Below are 13,260 nucleotides of genomic sequence, written 5' to 3' on the forward strand. Positions count from 1 at the left end.
AACAAGTACAGCGAGTGGGTGTGGCCGACGACGGCTGCCCCTCATGGGTCACCCCGGGGGTGAATGGGGGACGAAGGGCTCGCGTGGTCGTGGCAGGGGCAGTCCACGACCACGCGAGCCTTTTATCTTTGGCCCCGTCCGATGCAATGAAAGGTCCTTTCCTTGCAAAATTTGCAAGGAAAGGACCTTTCATTGCACGCGTCGGCCGCGCGAAGCAGCCCGTCAGCGCGTCAGCGTGTAGATCGAGGCACCCGCGTTCGAGAAGTCCTTCCGCAGGAAGCCCAGCCCGTCCAGATCCCGCAGTCCCGGCGCCGGCGGCTCGCCGATCTTGATCGGCGTGCTCCCGATCAGCACGTGCTTGATGTTCAGCCGCCGCACCGCGGCCCGCACCTCGGGGTCGGTGTCGTAGTCGCGGAAATGCAGCGCCAGGTACTTCGCGTCCGGCGGCGGCACGCCCGGGTCGTAGTGCCCGGCGACGGGGTGGATCCCGGTGATCGCGTACAGCCAGGCCGTCCCGTCGAAGCGCTCGTTGAGCACCTTCTCGTCCGGCCCGACGTTCATCTTGGTCAGCTCGTTCATCGCGGCCAGTTCGTCGGCGCTGACCGGCGGCGTGACCTCGCCCTCGGGCCCGTTGTAGTACAGGAACGACACCGCGTGCGCGTTCGACTCGGTGTAGAAACCCTTGGTCAGCACGGCCGACGCGGCCACGACGAACACGGCGGTCGCCAGCCCCAGCCGGGCGGGCAGCGCGGGACGGCTCTTCACCCAGGACCGTCCGCTCGCCCACTTCGCGAACCAGCGCTGCAACTCCGCCATCCCGTGCCCGGCGAGCAGGCACAGCGGGATCGCGGCGAGCGCCATCAGCCGGTACCGGTCGTTCCACCACGGCCGCGACAGCGAGATCACCCACGGTTCGGCGCCGAACGAGGCGACCAGCACGAACAGCGCCGAGAAGCCGATCGCCGAAAGCCCCACCCAGCGCATCCGCCCGAGCCGGAACAGGCTCAGCACCCCGATCGCCAGCAGCACCGTCAGCCACACCTGCGGCGCGCTCAGCACCTGCCGGAAGGTCACCAGCAGCCCCAGCGACTTCAGCACCGGCAGGTCGGAGCCCCACGCGTAATAAGGGTATGAACCCGAAGTGAATTTCAGGGCGCCGAGGATGTGCGGCGCCGCGAGCAGCCCGCTGCCCGCCATCACCGGCACCATCTTGACGACGTCGCCGCCGATGACCCGCCAGCCGGCGCGGCCCTCGGGCACGCCGTCGAGCGGCTTGTGCCGCAGGGCGCGGTACCAGCGCTGCACCACCAGCGGGAAGGCGAACAGCAGCGCGCCGAACAGGGCCGACGAATGCGCCGCCAGCAGGCCGACCGCGGTCAGCGCGAGCACGTAGCCGGTGTCGAGGCCGGGCCGCGCGAGGAAGCGTGCGAGCGCGACCACGGCCAGCGGCGTCAGCACGATCCCCAGCGCGAACGGCAGCAGCCCGCTGGACACCGACTCGTACGCGCCGGTGGTGGCCGCGGCGGCCACCAGTGCCGTGCAGCCCGCGAACACCGCGCGCCCGCCGAGCTGGCGGATCAGGGCGACCATCGACAGCGCGAAGATCCCGGCGACCGGCATGGTGATGGCGTTCAGCGTGACCGGGATCGTCGTGCCCGAGATCGAATACACGAGCGAGCCGACCAGGTGATACGCGTTCGGATAGAACGAGCCGTCCGGGTACCAGTTGATGGTGCCCATGCCGGTCAGCGAGCCGTCGCCGGTCTCGGCGATGTAGCGGATGCCGTTCGCGTGGAACACGGTGTCCCAGCGCTGGAACACCGCCGTCGTGCCGCCGCGGGCGGAGAGCACCACGAGGATCGAGATGCCGACGGCCAGCGCGACGCAGGCCGCGACGGCGTAGTGCGCGCGCGGGTGCCACTTCTTCGGCGGCTCCTCGGCGCCCGGCTTGATCCAGCCGCGGCTCTGCCCCAGTTTGCGGAGGCCGAAGCCGATCCCGGCGAGCACGGCCGTGACGGCCGCCACGGTGAGGGGGTTGTACGACACGCCCGCGAGTGCCAGCCACGGACCGGCCAGTCCGGTTACCGTGTAGGACAGCAGCGGAGCCAGCCCCGCCAGGGCCCAGCCACGCAGGCCGGCGGCCCGGCCGACGAGCCCGCCGGGAACCGCGAGGACGGCCAGGTAGGTGAGGGTCGCACCGAAATACGACCAGAAGGTGTCCGGAGTAGGCACTGCTTCCTAAATGTGTCTGTCGAAGGTGAAAACCGGTGCTCGCTGCAGGGCACGGAGTCGACGTGCGTACCCTCGACGCCCGTGAGCGCGCACACGAACCCCGACAAGATTACTGAAGCCGATTTCACCGGCTACGACCTCATCGTGGTCGGGTCCGGTTTCTTCGGGCTGACCGTCGCCGAACGGGCCGCGGCCGAGCTCGGCAAGAAGGTCCTCGTGCTGGAGCGGCGGCACCACATCGGTGGCAACGCCTACTCCGAGGCCGAGCCCGAGACCGGGATCGAGGTGCACCGTTACGGTGCGCACCTGTTCCACACCTCCAACAAGCGTGTGTGGGAGTACGTCAACCGCTTCACCGAGTTCACGAACTACCAGCACCGCGTGTTCGGCAAGTACCAGGGTCAGGTGTACCCGCTGCCGATGAACCTGGCGCTGATCAACCAGTTCTTCGGCAAGTCGCACACGCCGGACGAGGCCCGCGAGCTGATCGCCAAGCAGGCGTCGGAGTTCGAGACCGCGAACGCGCAGAACCTCGAGGAAAAGGCCATCTCGCTGATCGGCCGCCCGCTCTACGAGGCGTTCATCCGCGGCTACACGGCCAAGCAGTGGGAGAACGACCCGAAGAACCTGGGCGCCGACATCATCACCCGGCTCCCGGTCCGCTACACCTTCGACAACCGCTACTTCAACGACACTTACGAGGGTCTGCCGGTCAACGGCTACACCGCGTGGCTCGAGAAGATGGCGGAGCACGAGAACATCGAGGTGCGGCTGAACGTCGACTACTTCGACGTCCGCGAGCACATCCCCGCCGGCACCCCGACCGTCTACACCGGGCCGCTCGACCGCTACTTCGACTACTCCGCGGGCCGCTTCACCTGGCGCACGGTGGACTTCGAATCCGAGGTCGTCGAGACGGGTGACTTCCAGGGTGCCTCGGTCGTCAACTACAACGACGAAGAAGTGCCCTACACCCGGATCATCGAGTTCCGGCACTTCCACCCGGAGCGCAAGCACTACCCGAACGACAAGACGGTCGTGTTCCGCGAGTACTCCCGCTTCGCCGGCGAGGCCGACGAGCCGTACTACCCGATCAACACCCCGGAGAACCGCGAGAAGCTCGAGGCCTACCGCGAGCTGGCGAAGGCCGAGGCCAAGAACAAGAACGTGCTGTTCGGCGGCCGTCTCGGTACCTACAAGTACCTCGACATGCACATGGCCATCGGCTCGGCGCTGTCCGTGTTCGACAACAAGATCGCGCCGCACCTGACCGATGGCGCGCCTCTGGACGGATCCCTCGATGCTTGAGAAGGGCGTTCCCACCGGTGAGGTGGCGGTTCTCGCGAAGGCTCAGGGCGTCCTGAAGACCGACGTCACGGTGAAGGCGGCACGCGGTCTTTCGCACTTCGGCGAGCACAGCGCGGGCTGGTTCGCGCTGGGGCTCGTCGGGGCGGCGGTCGACAAGAAGCGCCGCAAGGACTGGCTGGTCGCGGCGGTCGGCGTCGTCGGCGCGCACGCCGCGTCCATCGCGGTGAAACGCGTGGTCAGGCGGCCGCGACCGGACCACCCGAGCGTCGAGGTCCTGGTCTCCACGCCGAGCAAGCTGAGCTTCCCGTCCTCGCACGCGACCTCGACTACGGCGGCGGCGGTGCTCTACTCCGGATTGACCGGGCGTAACCTGGTCCCGGCCCTGGTACCGCCGATGCTGGCCTCCCGGCTCGTGCTCGGCGTCCACTACCCGACCGACGTTCTGGCCGGAGCGGCCCTTGGGGGCGTAGTCGGCGGCTTGATACGTAGGAAGCTGAAGCGACGATGAGTGAAACGACCGAGAAGGCCGATTCCAAGCCTGACGACGTAGAACCCGTGGCCGAGGCCGCCGAACCGAAGAAGGTCGCCGGCGGTCTCGTCGGCGGCATCATCAAGACGGCACGCCCGCGCCAGTGGGTGAAGAACGTGCTGGTGTTCGCCGCACCGTTCTTCGCCTTTTCGAAGTCGACGGACCGGACCGGCCTGCTGATCGCCGCGCTGATCGCCTTCGCGGCGTTCTCGCTGGTGGCCTCCTCGGTCTATCTCATCAACGACGCGATCGACGTCGAGGCCGACCGGGCGCACCCGACCAAGCGGAACCGGCCCATCGCGGCCGGGATCGTGCCGGTGCCGGTGGCGTTCGTCGCGGCGGGCGTGTTCTTCGCCGCCGGCCTCGGCATCTCGTTCTTCGCCAGCTGGCAGCTCGCGGTCGTGCTGGCGGTCTACGAGGCCGTCCAGCTCGGCTACTGCTTCGGGCTCAAGCACCAGCCGGTGGTCGATCTGGCCATCGTCGGCTCGGGCTTCCTGATGCGGTCGATCGCCGGTGGTGTGGCCGCGGGTATCGCGCTTTCGCAGTGGTTCCTGCTGGTCACCGCGTTCGGTTCGCTGTTCATGGTGGCGGGCAAGCGCTACGCCGAGATCATGCTCTTCGAGCGCACCGGAGCGAAGATCCGGTCTTCGCTCAAGAAGTACTCGGCGAGCTACCTGCGGTTCGTCTGGGCGACGTCCGCGGCGATCCTGATCATGTCCTACTGCCTGTGGGCGTTCGAGATCCGCCAGGTCGAGCACGACTCGGTCTGGGCGGTCGTCTCGATGGTCCCGTTCGTGGTGGCCGTCCTGCGCTACGCCGTCGACGTCGACGGCGGCAACGCGGGCGAGCCGGAGGAGATCGCGCTCAAGGACCGCGTGCTCCAGGTGCTCGGCGCGAGCTGGGTCATCACGCTGTTCCTGTCGTTCTATCTCTGATTCGACAGCTCACGCACAGCGCATCCATAGGAAGCGCACGGATCCTCGGTGATGGGGGCGGGCACACAGCCCGCCCCCATCAGCCTGAGGAGCGAAAAATGACCGACCAGCAGCGGCCGTCCGAAGACGAGGACAAGACGGTCGAGCAGCCTTCAGTGGCGGACGAGACCCCGAAGCAGCAGCCCGCCGCGCCTCCGCCGGTGGTGCAGGCCCCGCCCCGGAAGGGCGGATTCCGCCGGTTCGCCGGGCACCGCGCGACGCAGCTGGTGGCGGTCGGCGCCCTCGGCTTCGTCCTCGGCGGCGGCATCATCGGCACCGCCGTCGGCCTGGCCTCCCGCGACGGCGACCGGCCCGGTTTCTCCCGTGAACACCGTGGCCCGGGTGGTCATGGCATGGATCGCGACTTCCGTGACGGCCCCGGCTGGCGTGACCAGCGCCACGGCGGGTAGATAACGGAATCATCACGCCGCCGTGTACGGTGTTCGTGATGCGAAGCGCCTCCGCCGATCTGCCCCAGGCTCCCGGTGCGCTGCCGGGAGCCGCCGTCCTTACCCGACCCTGGGTGCTCCCGGCCGGGGCGGCGGTGGCGTCGGCCCTGGTGTTCGTGCTGGTCAGCGGGCATTTGATCGACGACACGTACATCACGCTCTCGTATGCGAAGAACCTCGCCTTCCACGGCCACTGGGGCCTGATCGAAGAAGGCACCGCCAACACCGCGACGTCGCCGCTGAACGTCCTCGTACTGGCGCTCATCACCTTCATCGTGCGAGACGCCGTCTTCGCCGCCGGGATCGTCTTCGTCGCGAGCCAGGTGGCGCTTGTCCTCGGCCTCCGCCGCATCGGCGCCGCGACCGGCCTCTCGGGCTGGTTCGCCCCGCTGGCACTGGGCCTGCTCCTGGTGAACCCGCTGCTGCTGTCGTCGGTCGGTCTCGAAGTCGCCCTCGGCGCGGCGGCCGTCGTCTGGTCGATGGTGTTCCTCCACGAACGACGGCCCGCCGCCGCAGGCGCGGTGATCGGCCTGATCGCGCTGATCCGGATCGATCTGCTGCTGATCGCGTTCGTGCTGTTCCTCGGGCGCCGCGAATTCTGGGTGGGCATCTGGCGGATGACGTTCGCCGCGCTCGCGGTGATGCTGCCGTGGTTCGTGTTCAGCTGGCTGGTGCTGGGTTCGGCGGTGCCGGACACCCTGGTCATCAAGATCATGCAGCGGTCGTGGGGCCCGTTCAGCTTCACCAACGGCCCGCTGCTGTACTGGCGCAACTTCCCGGTGGCGGCGACACTTTCCTTCCTGCCGCTCGTGATCGGCGCGCTCGCCGGTCTACTGTGGACATTCCACTTCCGGCGCGGCTCGGAGCGGGCGAAGCGCCTGCTGCCGTTCGCGACCCTCGCCATCGCCGGCGCGGCGCACTATCTGGCCTATTGCTGGCTGAACGTCCCGCCGTACCACTGGTATTACGCGCCCAGCATCATCGGCGCGACGGTGTTCTTGGCCGCCGCTGCCTGCGCGGTGCCCGGCCGGGCCCGGCTCGGGACGGGGATCCTCGCGGGCGCCTTCCTGCTGACGAGTGCCGTTGCCTACGCGGCTCCCGAACTGCCGCGCCGGTTCGCTCCCATCACCAGCAATCACGCGGCGTCGGACGAATACCGCGCGATCGGCTCACAGCTGGGCGCCTTGACCAAGGGGCGCAAGGTGGAGAGCGCGGGGGAGGTCGGCGCGCTCGCGTACTCCTGCGACTGCGACATCGTCGACCAGTTCTCCGACCGCGGGTCGGTCGATCCGGCGATCGTCGAGACGAAGAACCGCAGCAGCGATCTGGGGAAGGCGCTGCTGGCGGCGAACTTCCGGTTCTTCGATCACAGCGTCCCGCCCGCGACGCCGGATCTGGTGCTGGCCACCACCAGTAAGGCCCCGCCCGCGAACGCGCTGGCGAGCTGGACGATCCACTCGCCGTGGATGGGCACGCAAAGCCTGTACCTCCTCCCGGCCCGCTGACCACCCGCCCGCATTTCGTCCTCTGAATGCGGTAGTTGGCATCGCGCACTATCGCATTCAGAGGACGAAATGCGAGGGGTCAGCGGCGGGAACGGGCCCGGTCGGCCTTCGTGACGGCCAGCATGTCCCGCTGGCAGATCATGGACCCGTCGGCGAAGACGAACTGAAGCACCGGCCGAGGCGGGAAACTCCGCCCCAGGTAGAGCGCGGAAACCGAACGCACCACCTCCGACGGCATCTCCTCGAAGGTCCGGAACGGCTGGGCGGGATCCTCGCCCTCCAGCAGCCGTGCCGGGTACACGACGGCCAGCCGCCGATCCGATAGCGTCAGCCGCGCCTCGCCCTTGCCCCCGGCGAGATGGTCCGCGAGCCGCACCGCGGTCTGGTCCGTGGTCCGCGCGACGACCCAGTACGCGATCGTCGGGTCGTCGGTCCAGTCGCCTTCGAGGACGTCCGCGGCGGGCAGCGGCCATCGCGTCTTCCCAGTCACCGCAGGGGTTTCGCGCGACGCCGAGTAGGGCAGCGTGAGCTCGCCGTCCAGCACGAGACCCACGTAGCCGTGCGCGGGCGGGCAGCCGATGATCAGGCATTCGCCGGGCGCGAGCCAGAACTGATGCAGTTCCTTCTCGACGATCTCGTCGACGGACTTCGCCATCGGAAGCGTGTTCTCCATCAGCTCACCGTCACCGAGTGGAGCCAGGCGAACTGCCGGGGATCGTCGCAGTCGAACAGGAAATCCAGCCCCGATCCGTCCACAAAGGACGCACGAAGACACGGACGCCGCTTCTTGCCGTGCTCGGCCACGGCGAACCCGGCGATCGACTCGCGCGGGATCTCGGCGCACGGCACCATCTCGTGGCGCGCGATCGGGACGCCCGCCGCGTTCTCGCCGTAGGTCTTCGTGGTCATGATCGCGGCGATGTCCTTGCCGAACCCGATCGCCTTCGACAGGAACGACTTCTCCGAGGGCTTCTCCGGCGCGACGAACCTCTCCAGCACCAGCAGCCGCGCGCTGGTGAGTGCCCACAGCCGCGAAAGCGACCCGTCGGTGGACAGCTCCCGCACGGCCGCGTGCGCGAGGCCGCCCTGCTCGCCGAGCACGATGACCTGCGGCGAGGGCGGATTCGACCGGCCGCCGTCGTCGCCACCGCCCAGTGCCGCGCCGACCATGTCCCCGGCGAAGTTCGCCGCGCCCGAGCCGAGCTTGCCCAGCACGCTCTTCTTCGGCACACCCCAGGGATCAAGGCCGCGCACGTCGTAGTTCAGCGTCCGGCCGTACGCGGCCCACAGCAGCCGTTCGCCCGGGCGCAACGAAGGCAGGGCCTGCGACGCGGCCCCGAGCGGATAGCCGAGGTTCATTCCTCAGTGGTTGCCATCGGAAGTCCTTCGGGGGTATTCGGCGGATTCAGGTTTCCGCTGGGCGTGCGGCCGTGAGGTCCTCGTACCGGGTCGTACTCGGGCCTCGCGGCCGTGCGCCCAGCGGGAAGCTGGACCGTCGAGACCCCCGGAGGACTTCCGATGGTGACCACTCAGATCGGCAGCTTCCGGAAGATCGGCCGGGGGATGTGCCGCAGGGCCGACATGACCAGCCGGAACGGCGCGGGCGACCAGACCAGTTCCTTGCCGGCGCGCGAGGCGGCGACGGCGGTCTCGGCGACCTGCTCGACGTCCACCGTCAGCGGGGCGTCCTTGAGGCCTTCGGTCATCTTGGTCCGGACCTGGCCGGAGCGGACGACGGTGATCTGCACGCCGAACTCGGCCAGTGCCTCGCCGAGGCCCAGGTAGAAGCCGTCGAAACCGGCCTTGGAGGAGCCGTAGACGAAGTTCGACCGGCGGACCCGCTCACCGGCGACCGAGGACAGCGCGATGACCTTGCCGTGCCCCTGCGTCTTGAGCTTGTTCGACAGCGCGACCCCGACGGACACCGCGGCCGTGTAGTTCACGGTCGCCGCCTCGACGGCCTTCGCGTGGTCCTGCCACAGCTCTTCCTGGTCGCCGAGCAGGCCGAACGCCACGACGGTGACGTCGATGTCGCCACCCTCGAAGGCCTTGTCGAGCACGGCGGGGTGGGTGTCCAGGGCCTTGGCGTCGAAGTCGACGGTCGACACTTCGGCGCCCTTGTCCTTCAGGCGCTGAGCGGCCGCGTCGAGCCGCGGCGACTGCCGTCCGGCCAGTACGACCCGGAGGGGCTTCTCGGCCAGGTACTTCTCCGCGATCGCGAGCGCGATGTCGGAGGTGCCGCCGAGCAGCAGCAGGGACTGGGGGTTGCCCACAGCGTCGATCACAGTTCCAACCTTCGGGACATGTCAGAGGCGAAAACGCCTTCGGGGTCTACGGAAGCGCGGACCTTGCGCCATTCCTCGAGCCGCGGGTACATCTTCGCGAAGTTCTCCGCGGAGGTGCGCGAGTCCTTCGCCGTGTACAGACGGCCGCCGAGCGCGAGCACGTCCTCGTCGAGTTCCTGGCAGAACCGGCTCAGCCCGTCCTTGATCGGGAAGTCGAGGCAGACCATCCAGCCGGGGTGCGGGAACGACAGCGGCGCCGCGTTGCCCTCGCCCATCTGCTTGAACACGTTGAGGAACGACACGTGCCCGGAGTCGGCGACCTTCTGGATGATCCGGCGCAGCGGCTCGTGCGCGTTCAGCGGCGTGCTGAACTGGTACTGCAGGAAACCCTTGGAGCCGTACGCCCGGTTCCACTCGCCGAACAGGTCGAGCGGGTGATAGAAGGCGGTCAGGCTCTGGATCTGGTCGCGCGCGTTCTTGGCGGTCTTGCGGTAGTACAGCTCGCCGATCGCGGAGAACGACAGCTTGTTCGCCAGCCCGTTCGGGAACACGTCCGGCAGGGTCGCCAGGGTGCCCGGGTTGAACTTGAGCGGGTCGGCCCGCAGCTTGGGCGGCAGTTCGTCCAGTTTGGCGAGCGAGCCGCGCTGGAAGGCGGCGCGGCCGAGCTTCGCGCCCCTGGAGATCGAGTCGAACCAGCCCGAGGAGTACGTGTAGTTGTCCTCGGAGCCGTCGGTGACCAGCGCCAGCGTCTCGTCGAGGTTCGCGGTGCGCTGGATGTCGGCCTTGAAGTAGGCCGTCTCCGTCTTCGTCATCCGGATCTTGGCGCGGACGATGATGCCGGTCAGGCCGATGCCCGCCACGGTCGCCCAGAACAGCTCCGCGTCGGGGCCGTCCGGCGTGATCGTGCGCACCTGCCCGTCGGCGGTGACCAGGTCCATCGACACCACGTGGTTGCCGAAGCTGCCGGCCGAGTGGTGGTTCTTGCCGTGGATGTCGTTGGCGATCGCGCCGCCGATGGTCACCTGGCGGGTGCCCGGCAGCACCGGGACCCACAGGCCGTAGGGGAGGCCCTCGCGCATCAGCTTGTCGAGGCTGACCCCCGCGTCGAGGTCGACGATGCCGGAATCCGGGTCGATCGAGTGGATGCGGTCCAGCGCGGTCATGTCCACGACCAGGCCGCCCGCGTTCTGCGCCGGGTCGCCGTAGGAGCGGCCGAGACCACGCGCGATGACCCCGCGTTCCCCGGCCCGCGTCACCGCGCGGGCGATGGCTTCCACGTCGGGGGTGCTCAGGACGTTCGCGATACTCGGCGACGTCCTTGCCCAGCCCATGAGCGACTGCCGCTGTGTCTTGGGTGCTTGGGTCACGCCGACCAGGGTAACCACGCCGAACACTGCCCGGAACGTGACCCTGAAGTGCTCGCTTCTACACTTTGCGCATCAGCCCCAGCAGTTTATGAGGTAGAGCAGTGGTGGCGACCGACCCGAAAGCCGGCGTGACGGCAGCAGCGCCGTCCTCCCCTGGGCTGCTCGGGCAGCTCATCCGCTTCGGCCTCATCGGCGGCTTCTGCGCCCTGGTCGATTTCGGCGTCTACCAGGGGCTTCGTGCCCTCGGAATGGACGCGACGCCGTGGGTGGACATCGCCCGCGCGCTCAGCTTCATCGTGGGCACCACGACCGCCTTCTTCCTGAACCGCAAGTTCACCTTCGCCGGTGGACGCCAGGAGGGCGCGCGTCAGATCGGTGGCTTCGTGCTCTTGTACGCCGTGACGTTCCTCGTGGCCGTCGGCGTCAACCGCACGATGCTGCACGTCCTGCCGGAGTCGGCCTGGAAGGCCACCTTCGGCTGGGTCGTCTCGCAGGCAACCGCGACCGTGATCAATTTCGTCATGCTCAAGTGGGTCGTCTTCCGTGAGCCCCGCGCCACCGCCACCAGCACAGAGGAGAACTGAGGATTCATGCCCGGTAAAGCCGCCGTCACCGGAGAGGCCCCGAGCGCCATGGTGAGCACTGTCGACGACACCCGCTTCGCGGAACGCACCCCGCAGGGCCGTCTCACCGCGCAGCGCGGGCTCTACGCCGGCCCGGCCCCCATCGTCAGCAAGGACCTCTACGCCGAACTCGAATGGGGGACCGCCGTGCGCGAGCGCGGGGGCATCTCCATCGAGCCGGCGTCGAAGGTGTCCGGCAACACGTACTTCGGCCGGTTCCCCGCCAGCTACTGGCAGCGCTGGACCGACGTGACCGAGGTCCAGGTCGAGGCCGTCGTCACCGGTGACGGCCAGCTGTCCATCGGCGCTTCCGACATCGAGGGCGACCCCCGCGTGGTCGCCGCCGAGATCGTCGCGGGTGCGAAGCAGCAGAAGGTGACGCTCACCGCGAAGCTCGACAAGTTCTACGACGGCGGCGCGCTCTGGCTCGACATCGAGACCGAGGGCGGCCAGTCGCTGCGTGTCGAGAAGGTCCGCTGGACGGTCGAAGCGCCGGAGAAGATCCGCCCGACCGCGGTGACCATCTGCACGATGAACCGCGCCGACGACTGCCTGTCGAACCTGCAGGCGCTCGCCGCCGACGTCTCCTCGCTGGAGACGCTCGACGCGATCTACGTCGCCGACCAGGGCACCGACCTCGTCGAGTCGCGCGACGGCTTCGAGCAGGTCGCCAAGGACCTCGGCGACAAGCTGCACTACATCAAGCAGCCGAACCTCGGCGGTGCCGGCGGGTTCACCCGCGGCCTCTACGAGGTCGCCGGGCACACCGAGACCGAGCACGCGAACGTCCTGTTCATGGACGACGACGTGCTGCTGGAGCCGGATCTGGTGATCCGGATGACCGCGTTCTCCAACCGCACGGTCAACCCGGTCATCGTCGGCGGGCAGATGCTGAACCTGCTGCACCCGAACCAGCTGCACGTCGGCGCCGAATACGCCCGGCTGAACACGCTGGAGCCCGGCCAGCCGGTGCAGCACTCGCTCTCGACCGCCGACCTGCTCGGCGTCGACGAGGAGACCCTCAAGCCGAACCGCCAGGAACGCCGCCTCGACGCCGGGTACAACGGCTGGTGGTCGTGCCTCATCCCGTACGAGGTCGTCAAGGCCACGGGCTACCCGCTGCCGTTCTTCTTCCAGTGGGACGACGCGGAGTACAGCTACCGCGCCCGCGCGCACGGTTTCCCCACGGTCACCCTTCCGGGCGCCGGCGTCTGGCACGCCGACTTCCACTGGAAGGACTGGGACGAGTGGCACCGCTACTTCAACCTGCGGAACTCGATCATCACCGCCGCGCTGCACTCGCCGTTCAACCTGAACCTGCTCTCGCGCGTGCTCATCGCGCAGCTGGTCCGGTACCTGCTCGGCATGCAGTACGGCCTGTCCGCCACGCTGATCAAGGCCGTCGAGGACTTCCTCGAAGGGCCGGAGGTCCTGCGTGACGGCGGCGTCGCCGCGATGAAGGAGATCCGCCGGATCCGCGACGAGTACCCCGAGACCAAGCGGCACAAGGCCACCGACGTCCCGGGTATCGCGTCGAACGACATCGGCATCATCAACAGCGCGCCGCGGCCCAGCATGCAGCGCCTGGTGCTGATCAAGCGGATCCTCGACCGGGTGCTCGGCCGCAGCCGTCACTCGCTCGGCGCGATCCCGATCGACGAGGCCCACTGGTGGCACGTCGCGACCTTCGACACCGCCGTCGTCACCGACGCTTCGCAGGAAGGCGTGCGGGTCCGCTCGTACGACCGCGCGAAGATGTTCGACCTGGCGCGCCGGGGCGCGAAGGTGATCCAGCGGCTCCGCAAGGAAGGCGCGGCGGTGCAGGAGCAGTACAAGCGCGCCATGCCCGAGCTGACCTCGCGGGACAACTGGAAGCGGCTTTACGAGCTGTAAGCACGCTTCGCTTTATCGAGTGTCATGAAAGGGTCGTTCAGGACGTTTTTCGTCCTGAACGACCCTTTCATGACGTTTGGGATCGGTCCTGACAG

12 protein-coding genes are annotated in these 13,260 nt (G+C 68.4%); 7 read left to right on the forward strand and 5 right to left on the reverse strand.

The window, feature by feature from the left end; genetic code table 11:
- Positions 1–222 precede the first annotated feature (222 nt).
- Positions 223–2,232 carry a DUF6541 family protein gene (locus DMC61_RS03215; protein WP_125686656.1) on the reverse strand — a complete coding sequence of 670 codons (2,010 nt, stop codon included), beginning with the start codon at positions 2,230–2,232 and terminating at the stop codon, positions 223–225.
- An 81-nt stretch (positions 2,233–2,313) separates the two neighbouring features.
- Here DMC61_RS03215 and glf point away from each other — a divergent pair, with 81 nt between their 5' ends.
- From glf to DMC61_RS03240, 5 genes are all read left to right on the forward strand, one after another.
- Positions 2,314–3,540, forward strand: coding sequence for a UDP-galactopyranose mutase (glf, locus tag DMC61_RS03220; protein ID WP_125686658.1), 1,227 nt, complete (start codon positions 2,314–2,316; stop codon positions 3,538–3,540).
- Positions 3,533–4,048, forward strand: a complete 516-nt coding sequence (locus tag DMC61_RS03225) for a phosphatase PAP2 family protein (protein ID WP_125686660.1) — start codon at positions 3,533–3,535, stop codon at positions 4,046–4,048. Before glf ends, DMC61_RS03225 begins: the two co-directional genes overlap by 8 nt.
- Positions 4,045–5,004, forward strand: a complete 960-nt coding sequence (locus DMC61_RS03230) for a decaprenyl-phosphate phosphoribosyltransferase (protein ID WP_125686662.1) — start codon at positions 4,045–4,047, stop codon at positions 5,002–5,004. Before DMC61_RS03225 ends, DMC61_RS03230 begins: the two co-directional genes overlap by 4 nt.
- 98 nt (positions 5,005–5,102) lie before the next feature.
- Positions 5,103–5,453, forward strand: a complete 351-nt coding sequence (locus DMC61_RS03235; RefSeq protein WP_072029246.1) for a hypothetical protein — start codon at positions 5,103–5,105, stop codon at positions 5,451–5,453.
- 38 nt (positions 5,454–5,491) lie between these two features.
- Positions 5,492–6,997 carry a hypothetical protein gene (locus DMC61_RS03240; RefSeq protein ID WP_199749875.1) on the forward strand — a complete coding sequence of 502 codons (1,506 nt, stop codon included), beginning with the start codon at positions 5,492–5,494 and terminating at the stop codon, positions 6,995–6,997.
- A gap of 79 nt (positions 6,998–7,076) precedes the next feature.
- Here the strand turns inward: DMC61_RS03240 and DMC61_RS03245 are convergent, their stop codons facing one another.
- The 4 genes from DMC61_RS03245 to DMC61_RS03260 all read right to left on the reverse strand — a co-directional run bounded on the left by DMC61_RS03245 (position 7,077) and on the right by DMC61_RS03260 (position 10,649).
- Positions 7,077–7,670, reverse strand: coding sequence for a hypothetical protein (locus DMC61_RS03245; RefSeq protein WP_125686666.1), 594 nt, complete (start codon positions 7,668–7,670; stop codon positions 7,077–7,079).
- Complete coding sequence (locus tag DMC61_RS03250) at positions 7,670–8,356, reverse strand: hypothetical protein (RefSeq protein ID WP_125686667.1); 687 nt, start codon at positions 8,354–8,356, stop codon at positions 7,670–7,672. Before DMC61_RS03250 ends, DMC61_RS03245 begins: the two co-directional genes overlap by 1 nt.
- A gap of 170 nt (positions 8,357–8,526) precedes the next feature.
- Positions 8,527–9,282, reverse strand: coding sequence for a decaprenylphospho-beta-D-erythro-pentofuranosid-2-ulose 2-reductase (locus tag DMC61_RS03255; RefSeq protein WP_125686668.1), 756 nt, complete (start codon positions 9,280–9,282; stop codon positions 8,527–8,529).
- Positions 9,279–10,649, reverse strand: a complete 1,371-nt coding sequence (locus tag DMC61_RS03260) for an FAD-binding oxidoreductase (RefSeq protein WP_043848510.1) — start codon at positions 10,647–10,649, stop codon at positions 9,279–9,281. Before DMC61_RS03260 ends, DMC61_RS03255 begins: the two co-directional genes overlap by 4 nt.
- 101 nt (positions 10,650–10,750) lie before the next feature.
- Here DMC61_RS03260 and DMC61_RS03265 point away from each other — a divergent pair, with 101 nt between their 5' ends.
- Both DMC61_RS03265 and DMC61_RS03270 read left to right on the forward strand, forming a co-directional pair.
- A complete protein-coding gene (locus tag DMC61_RS03265; protein ID WP_016330686.1) occupies positions 10,751–11,233 on the forward strand; it encodes a GtrA family protein in 483 nt (160 codons plus the stop codon).
- 6 nt (positions 11,234–11,239) lie between these two features.
- Positions 11,240–13,165, forward strand: coding sequence for a glycosyltransferase (locus DMC61_RS03270; protein ID WP_125686670.1), 1,926 nt, complete (start codon positions 11,240–11,242; stop codon positions 13,163–13,165).
- The last annotated feature ends 95 nt before the right edge of the window (positions 13,166–13,260 follow it).

This window comes from Amycolatopsis sp. WAC 04169 (assembly GCF_003947535.1).
Classification (GTDB): domain Bacteria; phylum Actinomycetota; class Actinomycetes; order Mycobacteriales; family Pseudonocardiaceae; genus Amycolatopsis; species Amycolatopsis keratiniphila.

Excerpts from the sequence above, each read along its gene's own strand:
- DMC61_RS03225 (WP_125686660.1), top strand. The coding sequence starts at position 3,533 with ATGCTTGAGAAGGGCGTTCCCACCGGTGAGGTGGCGGTTCTCGCGAAG.
- DMC61_RS03230 (WP_125686662.1), top strand. The coding sequence starts at position 4,045 with ATGAGTGAAACGACCGAGAAGGCCGATTCCAAGCCTGACGACGTAGAA.
- DMC61_RS03235 (WP_072029246.1), top strand. The coding sequence starts at position 5,103 with ATGACCGACCAGCAGCGGCCGTCCGAAGACGAGGACAAGACGGTCGAG.
- DMC61_RS03240 (WP_199749875.1), top strand. The coding sequence starts at position 5,492 with ATGCGAAGCGCCTCCGCCGATCTGCCCCAGGCTCCCGGTGCGCTGCCG.
- DMC61_RS03245 (WP_125686666.1), bottom strand. The coding sequence starts at position 7,670 with ATGGAGAACACGCTTCCGATGGCGAAGTCCGTCGACGAGATCGTCGAG.
- DMC61_RS03250 (WP_125686667.1), bottom strand. The coding sequence starts at position 8,356 with ATGAACCTCGGCTATCCGCTCGGGGCCGCGTCGCAGGCCCTGCCTTCG.
- DMC61_RS03270 (WP_125686670.1), top strand. The coding sequence starts at position 11,240 with ATGCCCGGTAAAGCCGCCGTCACCGGAGAGGCCCCGAGCGCCATGGTG.